Below are 19987 nucleotides of genomic sequence, written 5' to 3'. Positions count from 1 at the left end.
TGCTGTCTACCGCCAAAGCGGCACGGTCGTTCCCCAGAGTGTGATCTGGCCTCATCGCATGAATCCCCGGCTCTTGGTCTGCACCGGGTGACGGTTCTTGCGCCGTTCCTCGTCGGCATGGCTGACGGCTGCGGCACGGCCGCGCGGGCCGTTGAAATATTCCTGGATCCACGGGTGGTCGAGCGCCAGCAGCTCGGGGATCGTGCCGACCGCGATCACCTTGCGATCCGCCAGCACCGCGACCCGGTCGCAGATCTCGTGCAGGGTATCGAGGTCGTGGGTGATCAGGAACACGGTCAGCCCCAGCGTCCGCTGCAATTCGCGCGTCAGCTCGTCGAAGCGTGATGCGCCGATCGGGTCGAGCCCGGCGGTGGGCTCGTCGAGGAACAGGACGTCCGGGTCCAGCGCCAGCGCGCGGGCAAGGCCAGCGCGCTTCTTCATGCCGCCCGAAAGCTCGGAAGGGTATTTGTCGGCCGCGTCCTCGGGCAGGCCGGACAGCGCAATCTTGTACAGCGCGATCTCGCGGCGCAGGCGGGTATCGATCCCGGGATAGAATTCTGCGAGCGGCACCATCACGTTTTCGGCCACGGTCAGCGTCGAGAACAAGGCTCCGCCCTGAAACAGCACGCCCCAGCGGCTGCGGATCGAGACATCCTCTTCCTCGCCTTCCAGGATCGATTCGCCCAGCACCTCGATCTTGCCCGCATCGGGGGTCTGCAGCCCGATGATCGAGCGCATCAGCACCGACTTGCCCGTGCCCGATCCGCCGACCACGCCCAGAATCTCGCCATGGCGCACATCAAGCGACAGATCTTCGTGCACGATCTGGTCGCCAAAGCTGTTGGTCAGCCCGGTGATGCGGATGGCGACATCGCAGTCCTTTTCGCGCGCGGCACTCATCCCCAGCCGATCTCCGTGAAGAATACCGCGAAAAAGGCATCGAGCACGATGACCATGAAGATCGCCTGCACGACCGCCGCGGTGGTCCGGGCGCCGACTTCCTCGGCATTGCCGCGGACCTGCATGCCCTGATAGCAGCCGGCCAGCGCGATGATCAGCCCGAACACCGGCGCCTTGATCATGCCGACATAAAAGTCGGTGATCGGCACCACTTCCTGGATACGCACGATGAAGGTCGCGACCGGAATTTCCAGCACGATCCAGCACAGGAACGCGCCGCCGGCCATCGCCACCATCATCGAATAAAAACCCAGCAGCGGCATCATCAGCACCGCCGCCGTCACGCGTGGCAGCACCAGGGCCTCCACGGGAGACACGCCGATGGTGCGCATCGCATCGACTTCCTCTGTCAGCTTCATCGTGCCGATCTGCGCGGCAAAGGCGCTGCCCGAACGGCCTGCGACCATGATCGCGGTCATCAGCACGCCCAGCTCGCGGATCGTCAGCCGCCCGACCAGATTGACCGTGAACACCTCGGCACCGAACTGGCGGAGCTGAACCGCGCCCTGCTGTGCAATGACGATGCCGATGAGAAAGCTCATCAGCCCGACGATGCCCAGCGCCGACACGCCCACCAGCTCGAAATGGCGCACGGTGGCCGCCCAGCGGATCCGGCTGGGGTGGAGCATCAGCGCAAAGATCGCGCGCACCAGCGCGCCGAAGAAGCTCAGCATGCCCACCATCGAGCCGAGCGCCATCATCGTGGCCTCGCCGACACTGGCCAGCACGCGGTTCACGACATTGGGACGCTCGGGCACGGCAAGATCGCCCATATCCGATTTGCCGACCGCTTCGACCAGCCGGCTGCCCGATTCGCTCAGGTTGACGATCTCGCAGCGCTGATCGCGCGCCAGCCGATAGACGATCCATGCGCCGACCGTGTCGATATGCCCGGCATCGGCCATGTCGATCAGCCCGACAGGCTGGTCGATCTGCTGCAGACGCTTGTCGAGCGACGCGATCGTGGTGATGTCCAGATTGCCGGTAAAGCGCAGCACCGCGCCGGTCTCACCGCGCTCTTCGATCGCAAAGTCGGCCGGGGCACCCATATCGCCGCCATCTTTGTGCGATAAATGGTGGGATCACAAGCACATTGGCGCACCATCCGTCGCAGCCGTCCATTGGTGGTGCCGGGGCAACAAGTTACACGGTCCTGCCATGGCCACGCTTGTGTCCGGCCGATTTGAGTTTATTGCTCCCGGTCGTGGGGGAGAAACTGGCCTTTTATGACATGGATCGGACGATTACCGTCCATCCGACCTATGCGCGCTTCCTGCTTTGGATGGCACTGCGCAACAAGCCCTGGCGGCTGCTGTTGCTGCCACTGTCGGCGCTGGCATCGGTCGCCTATCTCCTGCGCCTGGTCAGCCGCGATGAATTGAAGCAGATCAACCAGCGCCTGCTGCTGGGCAGCTTGCGCGTCGCGCGGCTGGCCGAGCCGATGGCGGCGCATGCCGACCATGTCATGGCCGGCAACATCCGCCCCGGGGCGCTGGCCAAGATCGCCGCCGACCGGGCGGAAGGCTATCGCATCGTCATCGCCACCGCCTCCTACCGGCTCTATGTCGAGGCCATCGCGCGGCGGCTGGGGATCGACGATGTCATCGCCACCGACCTGCACGTCTCGCGCGGCATGGTGCAAGCAAGGATTGCCGGGCACAATTGCTATGGCCCGCACAAGGCCGAGATGATCGCCGACTGGATGGCGGAACACCATCTCGATCGTGCAACCTGCCACATCCGTTGCTATTCGGACCATGTGTCGGACGTCCCCATGCTCGAGCTGGCCGACGAGGCCTTTGTCACCAACGCGCACATGCCGATGCGGCTGGTCGCGCGCGCGCAGGGCTGGCCCGAACTCGACTGGCCAGCAGGAACTGCGGCACCGGACGGGCTAGCGCCGCCCCGGCTCTCGCGCTAGCGTCGCCCCAAAGGCGCGCACCGCGCCCATAGCCCGGGGAATTGCATGAACATCGTCGCCACCGTCCTGTCTGCCACGATCGCTGCCTGTCTTGCGTTTGCGGCGCCCGCCGCATCGGCGCAGGCCACCGGCAATCTGGCTGAAGCCGAAGCGCCCGATTACCCTGCGGTGCTGCCGTTGCGCGAACAGGCACGCTTGCGCGATGCATGGCTGGCGCAGCGGCTGGAGACGGTGGTCCCGGCGCTGATGCGCGAACAGGGCGTCGATATGTGGGTGCTGATCGCGCGCGAATATGTCGAAGACCCGGTGGTCGCGACCATGCTCGACGCGCGCTCGATGCACGCGCGGCGGCGCACGATCCTGGTGTTCTTCGATCCGGGCGAGGGCAAGCCCGTCGAACGGCTGACGGTCAGCCGCTATGGCCTCGCCGGCATGTTCGCGCCCGTCTGGACGCCCGAGCAGCAGCCAGACCAGTGGAAGCGCCTCGCCGAGGTGATCGCCGAGCGCAACCCGAAGAAGATTGCGCTCAACGTCTCGGGCCAGACCGCACTTGCCGACGGGCTGACCCACAGCCAGCACGAGGACTTCATGGCTGCTTTGCCCGAGGAGCTGCGCAGCCGTATCGTGCCCGCCGGGCCGCTCGCCATCGGCTGGCTGGAAAGCCGCATCCCGGCCGAACTCGAGGTCTATCCCTCGATCGTCCGGCTGGCGCACGCGATCATCGCCGAGGGCCTGTCCGACGCGGTGATCACGCCGGGCAAGACCACCGCCGAGGACGTGCAATGGTGGATGCGCGAAAAGATAAGTGCATTGGGCCTCAAGACCTGGTTCCACCCCTCGATCAACATCTTCCGCGCAGGGCAGACCGGAGAGCTCACCGGCGATGCCATCATCCAGCCCGGCGACATGCTGTGGACCGATTTCGGCATCACCTATCTGGGGCTCAACACCGATACCCAGCATCTGGCCTATGTCCTCAAGCCCGGCGAGAGCGACGCGCCCCAGGGCCTGAAGGCGGGGCTCGCTGCGGCCAATGCGGTGCAGGACATTCTCACCTCCGAGTTCCGCGTCGGCCTGACCGGCAACGATCTGCTCGCCGCGACCCGGGCCAAGGCGATCAGCTCAGGCTATCAGCCCAGCATCTATTCGCATCCGATCGGCTTTCACGGCCATGGCGCAGGCCCCGCGATCGGCTTCTGGGACAATCAGGACGGCACCCCCGCGGGCAACTATCTGGTCCGCGCGAGCACCGCATGGTCGATCGAGCTCGCGGTCACCAACAACGTCCCCGAATGGGGCGACCAGGCGGTCTCGTTCCGCACCGAGGAGGACATGGTGTTCGACGGCGAACAGGTCAGCTATCTCGATGGGCGGCAGGACCGGTTCCATCTGATCAGGGGGGCATCCGATTCGATGGCCGAGGCGCCTATGCCCGTACCCGAAGCGCTGCCCACCGAACCCGTCGCGGATGTGGGGGAAGAGTAACCTGACCACCTCCGTTCATCCTGAGCCCGTCGAAGGACCCGCGCCCACGCCGGCCGCATAGCGGGGCCTTCGACAAGCTCAGGCTGAGCGGAATTGAGAGGCTGAGCGCGCAACCTGCGCCTTTTGCGACTACTTGGTCCCCTCCCTCGCAGGGAAGGGAACGCGCGATCAGCAACCCCTATTTATGCTCGCGCCCGAAGTCAGGCTTTGCATCATCCTGGCCCTGTTCGATGATCGAGCGGCGGATGGTGCGGGTGCGGGTGAACAGTTCTTCGAGCTCGTCGCCCTTGTCCCAGCGAATCGCGCGTTGCAGCGCAGACAGGTCCTCTGAGAACCGCTGGAGCATCTCGAGCACCGCGTCCTTGTTCGACAGGAACACATCGCGCCACATCACCGGATCGCTGGCGGCAATGCGAGTGAAGTCGCGGAAACCGCCAGCGGAATATTTGATCACCTCGCTCTGCGTCACGCCCTCCAGATCGCTGGCGGTGCCGACGATGGTATAGGCAATGAGGTGCGGCAGGTGGCTGGTGACCGCGAGCACCAGATCATGGTGCGCGGCGTCCATCGTCTCGACATTCGCGCCCAGCGCCTGCCAGAAGGCGGCGACCTTGCCGCAAGCCTCGGCATCGGCGTCGGCATCGGGCGTCAGGATGCACCAGCGGCCCTTGAACAGCGATGCGAACCCGGCCTCGGGGCCGCTGTTCTCGGTCCCGGCGACCGGGTGCGCGGGGACGATGATGGCATCGGGAAGCGCGCTGCGCAGCGCGGTGAGCACGCTCGCCTTGCACGATCCGACATCGCTGATGATCGCCTGTGCCGACAGATGCGGTGCCATGGCAGCGGCGGCGGCGGACATCGCGCCCACCGGCACGCACAATATGACCATCTGCGCCTCGGCAAGCTCAGCGCCAAAGGCTGGCAGATACGCATCGCACAGCCCGATCGCCTCGGCCCGCGCGCAGACGCCTGCGTTGCGGTCATAGCCCAGGATGCGCGTATCGGGCAGGCTCTGGCGCACCGCGCGCGCGATCGACGATCCGATCAGCCCCAGGCCGACAATCGCGATGGTATCGAAAGGCGCGGTCATGCGGTCACCAGATCGCGCAGCACGGCAGCGATTGCGCGCATGTGCGATTCCTCGCCGATGGTGATGCGCAGCGCATGGCCCAGCCCCTGGCCCTTGGGCCAGCGCACGATATAGCCCGCCTGCATCAAGGCGCCATAGGCGGTCTCGGCACTGACATCGCCCTCGAACAGCACCAGCAGGAAATTGGCGTGGCTGGGCACCAGCCGCACGCCGTGATTGCCGAGCTGCTCCAGCTCGCCCGCCAGCCACTGCCGCCAGACCGTGTTGTGATCGCGCGAACGGATAACGAAATCCTCGTCCGCAACGGCGGCGAGCGCTGCGGCCTGGCCGGTCAGCGTCACGTTGAACGGGCCGCGGATGCGGTTCAAGGTATCGATGATCCCCTGCGCGCCATAGCCCCAGCCGATCCGCTCGCCAGCCAGGCCATAGATCTTCGAGAAGGTCCGCGTGACCAGGACATTGTCGTGCGCGCTGGCCAGCGCGAGGCCGTGATCATCCTCGTCCTCGCTCAGATATTCGGCATAGGCCTGGTCGAGCACCAGCAGCACATCGGGCCGCAGCCCGGCGTGCAGCCGCGCGATCTCCGTGCGCGGCGTCAGCGTGCCGGTGGGGTTATTGGGGTTGGCAAGATAGACGACCCGCGTGGCATCGGTGACGCAGGCCAGCAGCGCATCGACATCGGTCGCATAGAAGTTGTCTGGCGCAACTACCGGCGTCGCGCCGCAGCGGCGGGCCGCGATGTCATAGACCGAAAAGCCGTAGCGGACGTAGATCACCTCATCGCCCTGCCCGGCATAGCCTTGCGCGGCCAGATTGAGCAGTTCGTCAGAGCCGGTGCCGCAGACGATGCGCGCCGGGTCGAGCCCGTGCCGCCGCCCGATGGCCTCGCGCAGCGCCGCGCTGTCCGGATCGGGGTACAGCGAGGGGGCCAGCGCAAGACCGTGCAGCCGGGCGTCGAGCGCTGCCGCGCTGCAGCCCAACGGGTTCTCGTTGGCGGACAGCTTGATCAGCGGCCGGCCGTCGTCGCTGGTCGATTTTCCGGGGACATAGGCATGGATCGCTTCGATCCAGGGTTTGGGCTGGGGCTGGCTGGTCATGGGGCGCGCGCATAGCGCGAACAGCGCGAAGAGGGAAGCGCGCGCAGCGGTGTCCCGCGTTGTTACAGGGGCCATCCGGACTGCGGCGACGCTGCCTTTCACGTCAAAGCGCGTTCACGAAAATGCTTAACAAATTCAATGGTCAGCGCCGTTCACCCGGCGCAACGCCCTCGGCTGTTACAAATGTATGTTAAGCTTGGAGAATTTCAAAACCTATGGATATTTGCAGGTTGCCCCCGCTTTGAGGGTGAGTTAAGACACCCCTCAAGGTCGCCCGGGAATGTACAAGCGGAAAAAGCCGCTGTGCGCTCCAGCATACGGTCCGGGGTGATGGGTTAGTGTCCGTTCCTTCCCGGTGTCCGCACAGGCTACAGGGGGTGACTTTGCCGACGCGACCTTTCCGCACACGCCAACTGATTCTGGGGACCGTCGCCGGTGCCGCAATGTTCTATGCGACCGCTGGCCAGGCCCAGCAGGTCAATGTGCCGTCGCCTCCCACGCGCGAGGAAATCGAGCGGCCCGTCCAGCCGCGGGCCGAACGCCCCAGCCGACTCACCGTCGAAGGCGATATCGAGCGCGCGCCCTGCCCGCTGGCCGACCCGGCCTATGCCAATGTGCGGTTGCGGCTGACCGAAGCCCGTTTCAACAATCTGGGGCCGGTCGCCCCGATCGAGCTGCGGCCGCTGTACGAACAGTATATCGGCACCGATCAGCCGGTCGCGGTGCTCTGCGACATCCGCGATGCCGTCGCCACGCGGCTGCGGCGCGATGGCTATATCGCCGCGGTCCAGGTGCCCACCCAGCGCATCGACAATGGCGTGGTGCAGTTCGAGGTTCTCTACGCCAAGCTCACCTCGATCCGCGTGCGCGGCGATGCCGGCAATGGCGAGAAGCTGGTCGCGAATTATCTGGAGCGGCTGACCGACGGCACCGTGTTCAACCAGCGGCTGGCCGAACGCTATCTGCTGCTGGCGCGCGATCTGCCCGGCTATGACATCCGGCTGACGCTGGTGCCGGCCGGCACCGGCCCGGGCGAGCTGATCGGCGATGTCACCGTGCGCCGCACCCCGTATGAGGTCGACCTCAACGTCCAGAACATGGCCGCGCGCGATGCAGGTCCCTATGGCGGGCAGCTGCGCGCGCAATTCTATGGCCTGACCGGCATGGGCGACCGCACCTATATCTCGGCCTATTCGACGCTCGATTTCCAGGAACAGCAGATCTTCCAGGCTGGCCATGAATTTCGCGTCGGCAGCGAGGGCCTGACGCTCGCCGGACGGTTCACCTATGCGTGGACCGAACCCAATATCAACCTGCCCGCCGGCATCGGCGCCAAGATCGATGCGACGACATTGCTGGCCAGCGCCGAGGCGCGCTATCCGCTGGTGCGCAGCCAGGCGGCCTCCGTCTATGGCGCGGTCGGGCTGGATTATGTCGATCAGGACATCGATTTCATCGGCCCGCTGTCGCGCGACCGGCTGCGGATTGCCTATGCCCAGCTGACCGGCGAGGCGATCGACATGGCCAATGGCGCAGAGCCGCGCTGGCGCCTCGCGGGCCAGCTCGAATTCCGCCAGGGCCTCTCGATCCTGGGCGCGAGCGATCCGTGCAACTTCGTCTGCGCGCTCGTCCGCACGCCGACCACGCGCGGCGATGGCGACCCCACCTCGACATTGATCCGCGGCGAGATTTCCGCCGAAGCGGCGCTGGGCGACAATGCCTCGGTCTTTGTCCGCGGGCGCGGCCAGCTGGCCTTCAATCCCGTTTTGAGCTTCGAGGAAATTTCGGGCGGCAACTTCACCATCGGCCGCGGCTATGATCCGGGCACGATCGTCGGCGACGATGGCGCGGGCTTTCAGGTGGAGCTGCGCGGACCGCAGGTCTCGCCGATCAAGGAGACCGATTTCTCGTTCCAGCCCTTCGTCTTCATGGACATGGCCTGGACCTGGGATGACGGCCGCCCCGGCGATCCGCAGCGGCTCTCGTCGATCGGCGGCGGCGTGCGCGCGCGTTTGAACGACCGGTTCCGCCTCGACGTGATGGTGGCGGTGCCTACCGAGCGCGCTGGCCTGCTCACCGACACGCCCGACCCGCGCATCCTGTTCACCCTCACCACCTTGCTTTTGCCCTGGGGAGCCCGCTGATGGCTGATAACCGCACCTTGTTCGCGCGCCGCGTCACGCTGGCGAAGGCGACCTCCGCGCTGGCCCTGGCCACGGGCCTCACCTTCGCAGGATCGGGCAGCGCGCATGCGCAGGCGTTCGAGGGGACCCCGACCGTGGTGTCGGGCGGGGTAGTGATCAACCGCACCACCGGCCAGGACAATATCCGCGTCGATACCAACCAGGCGGTGATCAACTGGACCACCAACGACACCGCCATCGGCGGCGGGGTGATCAACTTCCTGCCCAACGGCCGCACCGCGTTCTTCCGCAACAATCCCACCGCGCAGAACCAGTTCACGGTGCTCAACCGCATCATCCCGACCGATCCCACCCGCGCGATCGCAATGAACGGCACGATCATCAGCCAGCTGCAGACCGGTGCAGGGCTGGTTTCGGGGGGTAACGTCTATTTCTACAGCCCCGGCGGCATCGTCATCGGCGCGACCGGTGTGATCGATGTCGGCGGCCTGCTGCTGACCAGCGCCGATCCGGTGCGCGACGGCGCCGGCAACTTCATCAACGCAGGCGGCTCGCTGACCCTGGGCCCTGCGGCATCGGCCACCAGCTATGTTCAGGTCGATGCCGGCGCGCAGGTGCGCCTGACGCCGCAGAACAGCTATGTCGCGATGGTCGCGCCGATCATCCGCCAGAATGGCAGCGTCAACGTCAACGGAACCGCCGCCTATGTCGGTGCAGAAGCTGCCACCATCACCTTCGGCAGCGGCGGCCTGTTCGATATCCAGGTGACCACTGGCACCAATGGTGATTCTGCGGCGGGCAACACCGCGATCACCCATAGCGGCAGCACCACGGGCCCTGCCAGCAGCGGCGCGGGCGACAACCATCGCATCTACATGGTGGCGGTGCCCAAGAACAACGCCATCACCATGGCGATCACCGGCGGCAGCCAATTGGGCTTCGATATTGCAGGCGCGGCCAATGCGGTCGGCAACTCGATCATATTGTCTTCGGGCTACAACGTGTTCGGCGACAACATCGATACCGCCAACCGGGTCAATCCGGCGCAAACATCGAGCGTGCTGATCTCGGGCGGCAATTTCACCTCGGCGTTCAATGCGGCCTCGGCAAACGCCCTGTCGATTGTGGCGGGATCGCCCGTCACCTTTGCCGGCGATACCGATCTTTACGCCCGGCAATTGCTGAACATCCAGAGCCAGTCGGCCACCGGCATTGTGCAATTTGGCCGCAATCTGAACGCATCGACCGCCGTCACCGCCTTTGGCAGCGGCGAGAATGCCGTCGGCGGCAACCTCAATCTGTTGTCGCAGAACAATGGCCGGATCACCGTTGCGGGCAACGTCTCGCTGAATGCGAGCGCACTGGGCGGCAGCAACGTGGCAACCGGTTCGGTCGGCAGCGGGACCGGCGGCAACATCAACGTGCGGACGCTGAGCGGCGGGCGGATCGACATCACCGGCAATGTCAGCGCGACTGCCGAGGGCGTCGCCGGTCTCGCCGGCACCACCGGGATTGGCAGCAATTTTGGCCGCGGCGGAACGATCCAGTTCAGCAGTCTCGATTCCAACGGTGTGCTGGCCATCGGCGGCAACCTCAACGCATCGGTCAACGGCTTTGGCAGCAATGATTTCGGCACCGGCACCGGCGGCGCAGCCTTCGGCGGCACGATCCGCATTGGGGCTGGCGGCACGGCGGCCACCAGCGGCAATTCGCTTTCGATCATCGGCACCGCCACCCTCAACGCCGAAGCCGTTGGCGGCAACTCTGCCTTTGGCAATGGCGGCGCAGCGACCGGCGGGATCGCGACCTTCGGAGCGGGCACCGGCGGCAGCGCCAGCGTCAGCGGCAACCTGCATCTGACTGCATTCGGCTTTGGCGGTGCCACCAACTTTGCGACCGGCACAGGCGGCGCGGCCACCGGCGGCACCACGCAGTTCGGCGCGTTCAGCGCAGGCGGCATCACCACGGCGGGCGCAAATGTCCTGTTGCAGGCGACCGGCAGCGGCGGTTCCGGCAATACGGCAGGTGGCAACGGTGGCGCGGCCACCGGCGGTACGGCGCAGATCTTCATCAACGGTGCAGGCGGTTCGATCACGGTAGCCGGTTCGTCGACCGTCGAGGCGCTGGGTCTTGGCGGACAGGGTACCGTCGGCGGCAATGGCAGCGGCGGCCTGGCGCTTGTGAACACCGCGACCAGCGGCACGATGACGCTGCACGCGCTCAACATAAGTGCCGGCGGCGTGGGCGGCAATGCCATCACATCGGGCCGGGGCGGCTCTGGCAACGGCCTTGGCGGCACCGCGCAGATCGTGGCGCTGGCCAGTGGCGCGATCACGATCAACGGCGACGTCGATATCAACGCCAATGGCGCGGTGTTCAGCTCGGGCGTGACCGGGATCGATGGTGGCAACGGCACTGGCGGCGCGGCCTCGATCTCGCAGAACACCGGCGGCACCATCTCGATCATCGGCAACGCGCTGGTCCGCGCGACGGGCCAGGGCCATGACAACTCCGGCGGCGGCGATGGCATTGCCGGCAATGGCACCGGCGGCGATGTCCGCATCGCGGTCAACGATCGCACCATCACCATCACCGGCGATGCGACGGTCGATGCCCGCGGCTTTGGCGGCAGCAACGTGGGCGGCCTGCGCGGCGGCATCGGCACCGGCGGCCTCGCCAATCTGGGTGCGGGCGCCGGCACGCTGGCGATCGGCGGCGTCGGCACCGCCAATGCAGACGGCAATGGCGGCAGTTCGATCGGGATCGGCTCGGGCGGCGACGGCATCGGCGGCCAGGCGATCATCGGTTCGATCCCCGGCGGCATCATCCAGATCGCAGGCGTTGCCGATGTCAGCGCTGAAGGCTTTGGCGGCAACGCATCGGGCACCGGCAACGTCGGCGGCCTCGGCGATGGCGGCACCGCGCAGATCTTTGCCAACAACGGATCGGTCAGCGTCGGCGGGATCACGACGGCCAGGGCCAATGCCTTTGGCGGATCGGTATCCGGCGGCGCCAACAGCGGGGCCGCGATCGGCGGCACCACCAGCCTGCTCACCCAGGGCACCGGCCAGATGGTGCTCAACCAGGATACCTTCCTCTCCGCGCAGGCGCTCAGCGGCAATGTCGATAGCGGTGCGGGCAACGCAGCTGCCGCCACCGGTGGATCGGTGTTCGTCAACGCATCGGGCGCAGGCAGCCTGATCCGCGTCAACGGCAGCCTGCTCGCCAACGCGATCGCAGGCGTCGGTTCTGCCGTCACGGGCACCATCGCCGATGCCCTGGGCGGTTCGGCGCTGATCGATTCGGCATCGGGCACCGTCACAGTGACCGGGGGCGTATCGCTCGATGCATCCGCCTTTGGCGGCGAAAGCACGCTTACCGGCAACGGCGGCAACGCCACCGGCGGGCGTACGGCCGTGGTCGTGGGCGGCGCAGGCGGAGCCAGCATCAACCTGGGCAGCACGCTGACGATGGTGGCCAACGGCTTCGGCGGCTCGGCACAGACCGGCAATGGCGGCACCGGCATCGGCGGCCTCAGCGAAGTCGGCACCATCGGTGTCATCGCCAGCTTTGCCTTTGGCGGCGATATCAGCATGGCCGCAGACGGCTTTGGCGGGGAATCGCTGGTCGCCGGCAATGGCGGCAACGGAACCGGCGGCATATCGCGCCTCGGTTCCGATGGCACGCAGATGGTAGGGCAGAACGTGTTCATCGGCGCCGTCGGCCGCGGCGGCAATGGCGCGCTGGGCGGTTCCGGCGGCAATGGCACTGGCGGCCGTGCCTCGATCTTCGCCGGCAGCGGCGCGGTGACCGGCTTGCTCGATTTCAATGATATCTTCCTGTCTGCCGATGCATTCGGCGGCACCGGCGGCACCGGAGCCAGCGGCACGGTTGGCGGCGCCGGCGGCGTCGGCGGCAACGCCACGGGCGGCCTCACCATTGCGACCGCAGCGGCGGGCAATGGCCAGCTCGACATCAACAATCTGCAGATCACCACCAGGGCCTTTGCCGGCGCAGGTGGTGCAGGCGGCGTCGGCACCGCTGGCGCAGGCGGAGCAGGCGGCGCTGGCGGCATCGCGCTGGGCGGGTTCAACCAGTTCGGCACCGAAAGCGGAACCGGCACAGTGACGGCGAATGTCGGCACGATGCGATTGCTCGATGCGGTGGCCGATGCCAGCGGCTTCGGCGGCACCGGCGGCGTAAGCGGTACCGGCACGACCCTGGCGGGCAACGGCGGCGCGGGCGGCGTGGGCGAAGGCGGTGCCAACGTGCTGCTGGTGCGCGGTGCTTTGGTCGATATGCGCAATGGCACGATGGTCGCGGACGGCTTTGGCGGCAACGGCGGCGCAGGCGCGATCCTGGGTGCGGGCGGCAACGGGATCGGCGGAGGGTTTGCGTTCGCGATCACCGATCGGTTCATGATCCCCGCCAATCGCGGACGCCTGCAGGCCGGCGATCTGCTGGCCACGACGCGCGGCGTCGGCGGGACGGGCTCGTCACGGGGCCTTAACCTCTACGGCACCGGTTCGAACGTCGAGATCCGCAATGCCGATGCACAGATCGGCAGCCTGGTGGTCAACATCGCCGGCGATGCGCCCAATCCGGTGGGCATCGTCGAAGACTTCGTGCGCATCACCGATGGCGTGGCCAACATCACCAACAGCTTCACCTATGTGACCCCGGGCCAGCTTTCAGTGCTGGTCAACAACGGCGCGGTCAATGCGGGCGCGTTTGGCGTGCGCGCAGGCGTCTTCGTGCCCGATACGGTGATCACCGCGCCGGCGAACGTCGGGACGATTACCGCAGGCGCGGTCGACCTGCAGTCGGCAGGCGCCATCACCGTGACCGCCAACTTCGTGACAGCCGGCAGCCTGACCGCGGTCGGAACCGGCGCGATCACGCTGCGCAACATCAATGCGGGCGGGGTGATCGGCATGCAGGGCGCGTCGCTGACGCTGGGCAACGTCACGTCGGGCAACCACATCAACCTCACCTCGACCAGCGGCGCGATCAACGCGGGCATCATCAGCGCCGCCAACTTCATCGCGATGACCGCAGCCAACGGCCTCACGCTGACTACCGCGACCTCCAGCACCGGCTATATCGACCTGCTGGTCCAGGCGGGCAACATGACCATCGGCAATCTCAGCGCGGGGACCTATATCGCGCTCGAGACGCTGGGCGGCAATATCGCGGTGGGCAATACCCGCTCCGGCGCAGAAACCGACCTGGCAGCTGCAGGGTCGATCACCTTCGGCGACGTTGATTCGGGCATCGATCTCGGCGTCACGGCCACCGGCAGCATCACCGGCGGCGCCATCGTCACGCGCGGAGTGCTGCCCGGCACCTTCTTCGGGGTGGGCCTGGTCAGCGGACAGAATATCCAGGTCGGCGCAATCCAGTCGGCGCGCAACATCGGCGTCATCGGCCGGGGCACGTTCACCTCTGGCGCGCTCTCGACCGGCGAAAGCGCCGTCCTGCTGGTGGATGGCAACATCCAGATCAACGGCGGCGTCAGCACGGCCACCGGAAGCGACCGCTTCTTCTATGTCGGCAATTCGTCGATGGCGTCGCTGCTCGGCGGCGGCAGCGGTGGTGGAAGCGGCGACGCGGGCGGCAATGTCTCGTTCGTCGGTGGCGATCCAGCGCCGATCTTTGCCGCCGCACCGGTCCGCACCTTGGGCAGCCTGGCCGTCAACGGCCCGATCCAGTCCGGCAACGTGCTGGCGGGCATCGGTACGGCGTTCAGCACCACCGGCGCGATGACCGCCAATGGCGGCCGCGTGAACATCACCGCCAACAGCATCGCGGCCCAGGCGATCACTTCCTCGCTGTTCACCTTCCTCAATGCCACCAACGGCAATCTGGCTGCTGGCAACATCGCTGCAGGCGGGGCCGTGACGCTGCAGACCACCACCGGCACAATCGCGGCTGGAACGCTGGCGGGCAGCCAGGTCTCGGTCGACGGTCAGGGTGCCGTCAGCATCGGCGGCGTGACCACCACCGGCGCGGCGCAACTGCGCTCGCGGGCGGCAAGCTTCACCTCGACCGGCGCGATCACCGGCGGCACGGTGAACATCGGCGGTACCGCGATTTCGCTGACCAACGTCACCAGTACCGCCGGTGCGATCGCGACGGCGGCCACCGCCGGCAACCTGACCTTCGGCACGCTGACCTCGTCGGCGAACACGCAGTTCAGCGCGACCGGATCGGTCACCGGCGGCAATATCACCGCTGGCACATGGATCGGCACCACGGTGGGCGGCAACATGACGCTGGGCAACCTGCGCACCACCGGAGCGGGCACGTCGCCCAACGGCTTCAGCATCGGCCTCGGCGCACAAGGCACGATCGTCACCGGCACCATCGACAGCTTCGGCCTGCTCGGGATCGGATCGGATGACGGCCAGGGCAACCTCGGCAATGCCGTCAGCATCACCACCGGAGCGATCACCGCGGGCGGTAGCGCCTTCCTGCGCAGCACCCAGGGCCTGACCACCGGCGCGATCACCTCGACCAACGAGATCCGCGTGCGCGGCGGCACGGTCACCACCGGCGCGCTGCAGGCGACCAACGCCATCCTGGCAGCGGCGATGACCGGAAGCCTCAACACCGGCAATGTCACCACCGGCACGTCGGCGCTGCTGCTCTCCGCGCAATCGGTGAACACCGGCGCGATCAGCACCGGCACGACAGGCACGACGCTGATCTCGAACAGCTCGGCCATCTCGCCCACCGGCCTCATCTCGACGATCGATCTCAACGCGCTGCTGGCGGCCACGCCGGTGCGTGTGGGCGGCAGCGTCTCGATCGGTGGGCCGGTCACCACCGGCACGCTGCTCTCCGCCTCCACCGGCGGCTTCTCGGCGAGCAGCGCGATCCAGGCGGGCACCCGCATCAGCCTGGATGTCGGCGGCACCGCCGTGTTCGGCGGGCTCGCGGTCGCACCGACGATCGCGATCAGTTCGGCCGATATCGCCTTCTCGCAGGCAGGGGGCCTCGGCAACGCCAGCACCGGCACGCTGACCCTGACCGCCAACCGCAGCGGCGCGGTGATCATCGGCGGCAGCGGTGACAGCCAGAGCAGCACCAGCGGCTACACGCTCGACGGCAGCGAAATCGCACGCATCCGCGCGCAGAACATCGTGATCAATGCGCCCAATGTCTCCTCGACGGGCACCGGGGTCGAGATCCGCGCGCTGACGATGAACGGATCGGCGGCGACTAGCGGCGTCAACCTCAATGGCTCCGAGGGCAGCCTGACGATCAACACGTCCGGCACCATCCGGGTCAACGGCAATGCCGTGTTCAATTCGATGGCCACCACCAACCGCGTCGCGCTCAATGCCGGACGGGTGGAAATCAATGCGGATACCGGCGGTCTCTTCCTCAATGGCAGCTCGCCAGGGGGCACGCTGTCGATCAGTGCGAACAACATCCATATCGCCAGCGCCGAGCTGCTCGGCAGGCTGGCGGAGAACGTCAACTTCACCGGACGCGACACCGCGCTCGGCCTGCCGATCGCGACCTCGCGGCCCGATGGCGTGATCCAGGCATCGCGGCTGCAGTTCAACGTCGGCAGCACCTTGCTGATCCAGAACACCGGCACCAGCCTGCTCAATGCCGGGTTCTTCGGCCGCGTCGGCAGCTTCGAGATCGTGCCGCGTTCGTCGCAAAGCAGCACCACCAGCCCGATCGATCTGGTGATCTACGGCCAGCTGCTCGACACCGGCGACATCGTCCGCAACGGCACCTCGGTCCGCGACCTGATCTTCCCGCGCTCGACCAGTGCCGGACAGGATGGCCCATCGACCATCACCGGCTTTACCGCCAATTCCAGCGTCAATGGCTGCCTGCTCAGCGCCGCAAGCTGCGGTGGTGGCGGCATCAGCGAGCAGAGCCCGACGGTCGTGGTCCATGCCGGACCGCCTCCGCCCAAGCCTGCTGCCGAACGCGAGGCCGAGCGCGAGCAGGAAGAGGCCGAGGCAGCGGCCGAAGAGGCAGCCCGCGGCGAAGCGGCTCCGCGCCGTCCGATCATGCCGCCGGTCACCATCGTCAACACTCGCCGACTGGGCGTCGAGCCGATCATCGACGAGCCGGTAACCAGCGGCGGCAACCCCAACCTGCAGCTCGACCAGCCGCTTCCCAATCCCGCGCCCGATACCGGAGGACAGCCATGATCCGCACCCCGTTTCTGCCCCGCGCCCTGCGGCGCTCCGCCCGGCAGGCCGGGTGCGCGATGCTGGCGCTGGCTGCGGCCATGGCGTCCCCAGCCTATGCGCAGGGCGAACAGTCGATCGCGCTGCGCGACAGCTTCCGCGTCGGAACCGCAGGCGTGCTGTGCACCGCGCAATACCGGCCGACCGATGCCGTGCTGACCAGCATGTTCGATCGCGGCTACCGGGTGGTGTGCCGCGATGCCGCCAGTCCGGTCGCATCGCTCTATGCGCTGCGCGGCGGCGAGGGTGACCGGCTGGAGGCCTATCTCCAGATGCTCGCCACCCGGCTGACCTGCGGCGCTAGGCAGGTGACCGAGGTCGAAGGCGTGGGCGGCGCCACCGTGATCGAATGCAGCGACCCCAAGGCATCGGTCGACTACCGCGTCTATATTGCCGTGCGCGGCGACACGGTGTTCGTGGCGGAGGGTCTGTCGGGCTATGATTCCGCGCTCAAGCTGGCGCTGGTCTCGCTGATCACCGACCGGGCTGCGGTCGGCACCGTGGACGTGGCCACCACCAGCGTCAGCGATCCGGCCGCGTTCGCGCGCATCCAGGCCGGCACGCTCGACGAGGGATCGGCGCGGGTCGAGGCTTATGTTCGCAACAATTACGGCGCCTATGCCGAATCGGCCGAGTTCTTCGAGACGCTCGCCGCGCGCGAGCAGGGCAGCACCGAGCGCACCGCCGAGTTCCTGGCCAACCAGGCGCTTCAGCAATCGAACCTCGGCGATTTTGCCACCGCAGGGGCACTGTTCGCGCGCGCCGACCGGCTGGTGGCATCCAGCGACGGCGTGACCCAGCGCATGATCCGCAATTTCCGCGCGATCGACGCGATCAACCAGCGCGATCCGCAGACGGCGATCACCGTGCTCAACCGACCGGTCTCGATCGACACAGACATGATCGGCGAAACCCGGCTGTCGCAGGGCGAGATCACCAAGATCCTGGCCGATCGCATCAACCGCGAGAATTCCGGGCTCAAGCGGCTGGGCGGTGTCGATTCGAGCCTGACGGGCGCCGAGCGCGCGCAGATTCTCGACGGGCAGGCGCTGCTGCTGCGCGGCACGGCGCTGCGACTGGCGGGCGAGAGCGATGCCGCGCTGACCGCGCTGCAGCAGGGCATCGACACCATCGTCGCGGTGCGCAACGGGCGGATCAGCTCGACCGGCTGGCTGCGCGCGGAAGTTGCCACCCAGCGCGCGCTGATCCAGGAATCGCGCGGCGATTTCGCCAATGCGCGCGCCGGATTGACCGAAGCGCTCGACATCTATCGGCTGAACTATCCGCAGTCGCCCGGGCTGCTCAGCGCCAAGGGGCGTCTGGCAGCGTTCCTCGCACGGCGCGGCGAGGCCGATGGCTCGATCGCGCTGTACGACGAGATCGTGGCCGAGGGCGAGGCCGTGCCCAGCGCGCGCGCCACGATGAAGGAAATGCTCGGCCCCTATTTCGCGCAGCTGGCGGTGAGGGCCGATAGCGATGCGGCGGTCGCCGCGCGGATGTTCAACGCCAGCCAGTTGCTGCAGCGCCCCGGCGTTGCGCAGACGCAGGCGGTGCTGGCGCGCGAGCTGTCCGAAGGCAATGACGAGGCCTCGGCGCTGTTCCGCCTGGCGGTAACCCGCACCCGCGAGATCTCGCGCACCAGCGCCGAGATCCAGCGGCTCGAGGCCCTGCCCTCGCCCACCCCCGAGGACACCGCGACGCTCGCCCTGGCGCGCGAATCGCTGACCACCCAGCAGAACGAACAGACCGCGCTGCAATCGCGACTGGGCCAGTATTCGCAATATCGCGTGTTGTCGCCGACATCGGTGACGCTGCCCGAACTGCAGAAGCTGCTCGGCCCGCGCGAGGGCTATTACAAGGTCAGCTTCGTCGGCCAGCAGGTCTATGGCCAGCTGATCACCGCCGACAGGGTGCGGACGGTGAGCATCGCGCTGACCCGCGCCGATCTCGACAAGACCGTCGCCAAGCTGCGCGATTCGATTGTGGTGATCGAGAACGGCCAGCCCACCAACTATCCGTTCGACGTGGTCGAGGCGCGCAAGCTGTACGATGCGCTGTTCCCCGACCTGACCCCGGATCTGGCGGGCATCGAACATCTTGTCTACGAACCCGATGGCGCGCTGCTGCAGCTGCCGCCGGGGCTGCTGGTCGAGGACCAGAAGGGCGTCGATGCCTATCTGGAACGGTCTGCCGCGCTCGATTCCGATCCGTTCGACTTTACCGGCGTGGCCTGGTTCGGCCGCGATCGGCGCTTCTCGATCGCGGTGTCGCCGCGCTCCTTCGCCGATGTGCGCACCATCGCGCCGGCGCGCGGCCAGCAGGCCTATCTGGGCGTCGGCGAGAACGCCGCCCCGCCCGAGCGCATCCGTCTGGCGTCTGCCAGCCGCGAGGCCGATTGCGAATGGCCGATCAACACCTGGCTCGACCCGATCTCGCCCAACGAGCTCAAGCTCGCGCAAAGCGTGCTGGGTGCAGGCCGCGCCAACGTCCTCACCCAGTCGAACTTCAGCGATACCGCACTGCTGGGCCGCGATGACCTCGACGATTACCGCATCCTGCATTTCGCCACGCACGGGCTGGTCACCGCGCCACGCCCCGAATGCCCCGCCCGACCGGCGCTGGTCACCTCGTTCGGCGATGCCAGTTCCGACGGGCTGCTGAGCTTCAAGGAGATTTTCGACCTCAAGCTCGATGCCGATCTGGTGATTCTTTCGGCCTGCGACACCGCGGGCCTTGCCACCGTCTCCGCATCGCGCGAGGCGGGGATCGAGACCGGGGGCAATTTCGCGCTGGATGGCCTTGTCCGCGCCTTTGTCGGCGCTGGCGCTCGCTCGGTGCTGGCCAGCCACTGGCCGGTTCCGGACGATTTCAACGCCACCGAGAACCTGATCTCCTCGCTGTTCAAGGCGGCCCCGGGTACGGCGATGAACAAGTCTCTCGCCGATGCCCAGCGCGCCGCGATGGACGATCCGCTGACATCGCATCCCTATTACTGGGCGGCGTTCATTCTGCTGGGAGACGGCACCAAGCCGCTGGTGAAATGATCGGCTGAACGCTTTGCCCGCCGCGAT

9 protein-coding genes are annotated in these 19987 nt (G+C 67.1%); 5 read left to right on the top strand and 4 right to left on the bottom strand.

Annotation, left to right across the window (positions count from 1 at the left end; translation table 11 throughout):
* Positions 1-51: 51 nt before the first annotated feature.
* Together LI72_RS08895 and LI72_RS08890 are read right to left on the bottom strand one after the other, a co-directional pair.
* Positions 52-900, bottom strand: coding sequence for an ABC transporter ATP-binding protein (locus LI72_RS08895; RefSeq protein WP_033925566.1), 849 nt, complete (start codon positions 898-900; stop codon positions 52-54).
* Positions 897-2009 (bottom strand): ABC transporter permease, encoded by a 1113-nt coding sequence (locus LI72_RS08890; RefSeq protein ID WP_033925565.1) that lies wholly within the window; start codon positions 2007-2009, stop codon positions 897-899. The genes LI72_RS08895 and LI72_RS08890 overlap by 4 nt, the downstream gene beginning before the upstream one ends.
* Before the next feature lie 155 nt (positions 2010-2164).
* Here LI72_RS08890 and LI72_RS08885 point away from each other — a divergent pair, with 155 nt between their 5' ends.
* Entirely contained in the window at positions 2165-2881 is a 717-nt protein-coding gene (locus tag LI72_RS08885) for an HAD family hydrolase (RefSeq protein ID WP_269429431.1), read from the top strand.
* Between the two features lie 45 nt (positions 2882-2926).
* Positions 2927-4366 (top strand): M24 family metallopeptidase, encoded by a 1440-nt coding sequence (locus LI72_RS08880; protein WP_033925564.1) that lies wholly within the window; start codon positions 2927-2929, stop codon positions 4364-4366.
* Between the two features lie 178 nt (positions 4367-4544).
* Here LI72_RS08880 and LI72_RS08875 read toward each other — a convergent pair whose 3' ends face one another.
* Positions 4545-5456 carry a prephenate/arogenate dehydrogenase family protein gene (locus tag LI72_RS08875; protein WP_033925563.1) on the bottom strand — a complete coding sequence of 304 codons (912 nt, stop codon included), beginning with the start codon at positions 5454-5456 and terminating at the stop codon, positions 4545-4547.
* Positions 5453-6553 (bottom strand): pyridoxal phosphate-dependent aminotransferase, encoded by a 1101-nt coding sequence (locus LI72_RS08870; protein ID WP_033925562.1) that lies wholly within the window; start codon positions 6551-6553, stop codon positions 5453-5455. Before LI72_RS08870 ends, LI72_RS08875 begins: the two co-directional genes overlap by 4 nt.
* A 443-nt stretch (positions 6554-6996) precedes the next feature.
* On the opposite strand from LI72_RS08870, the gene LI72_RS08865 reads away from it, so the two are divergent.
* Genes LI72_RS08865 through LI72_RS08855 form a run of 3 tightly spaced genes read left to right on the top strand, consistent with a single transcriptional unit; the run spans position 6997 to position 19960 of the window.
* Entirely contained in the window at positions 6997-8697 is a 1701-nt protein-coding gene (locus LI72_RS08865; protein ID WP_052129675.1) for a ShlB/FhaC/HecB family hemolysin secretion/activation protein, read from the top strand.
* Positions 8697-16877, top strand: a complete 8181-nt coding sequence (locus tag LI72_RS08860) for a hypothetical protein (protein ID WP_033925560.1) — start codon at positions 8697-8699, stop codon at positions 16875-16877. Before LI72_RS08865 ends, LI72_RS08860 begins: the two co-directional genes overlap by 1 nt.
* The gene (locus LI72_RS08855) at positions 16874-19960 is read left to right on the top strand and encodes a CHAT domain-containing protein (RefSeq protein ID WP_033925559.1); all 3087 of its coding nucleotides are present in this window, start codon (positions 16874-16876) and stop codon (positions 19958-19960) included. Before LI72_RS08860 ends, LI72_RS08855 begins: the two co-directional genes overlap by 4 nt.
* Positions 19961-19987: the final 27 nt, after the last annotated feature.

The sequence above is a fragment of the Sphingomonas sp. 35-24ZXX genome, assembly GCF_000786215.1.
Lineage (GTDB): Bacteria > Pseudomonadota > Alphaproteobacteria > Sphingomonadales > Sphingomonadaceae > Blastomonas.
This window is presented reverse-complemented; position numbering and strand designations above follow the sequence as displayed.

Excerpts from the sequence above, each read along its gene's own strand:
- LI72_RS08895 (WP_033925566.1), bottom strand. The coding sequence starts at position 900 with ATGAGTGCCGCGCGCGAAAAGGACTGCGATGTCGCCATCCGCATCACC.
- LI72_RS08890 (WP_033925565.1), bottom strand. The coding sequence starts at position 2,009 with ATGGGTGCCCCGGCCGACTTTGCGATCGAAGAGCGCGGTGAGACCGGC.
- LI72_RS08880 (WP_033925564.1), top strand. The coding sequence starts at position 2,927 with ATGAACATCGTCGCCACCGTCCTGTCTGCCACGATCGCTGCCTGTCTT.
- LI72_RS08875 (WP_033925563.1), bottom strand. The coding sequence starts at position 5,456 with ATGACCGCGCCTTTCGATACCATCGCGATTGTCGGCCTGGGGCTGATC.
- LI72_RS08870 (WP_033925562.1), bottom strand. The coding sequence starts at position 6,553 with ATGACCAGCCAGCCCCAGCCCAAACCCTGGATCGAAGCGATCCATGCC.
- LI72_RS08865 (WP_052129675.1), top strand. The coding sequence starts at position 6,997 with ATGTTCTATGCGACCGCTGGCCAGGCCCAGCAGGTCAATGTGCCGTCG.
- LI72_RS08860 (WP_033925560.1), top strand. The coding sequence starts at position 8,697 with ATGGCTGATAACCGCACCTTGTTCGCGCGCCGCGTCACGCTGGCGAAG.
- LI72_RS08855 (WP_033925559.1), top strand. The coding sequence starts at position 16,874 with ATGATCCGCACCCCGTTTCTGCCCCGCGCCCTGCGGCGCTCCGCCCGG.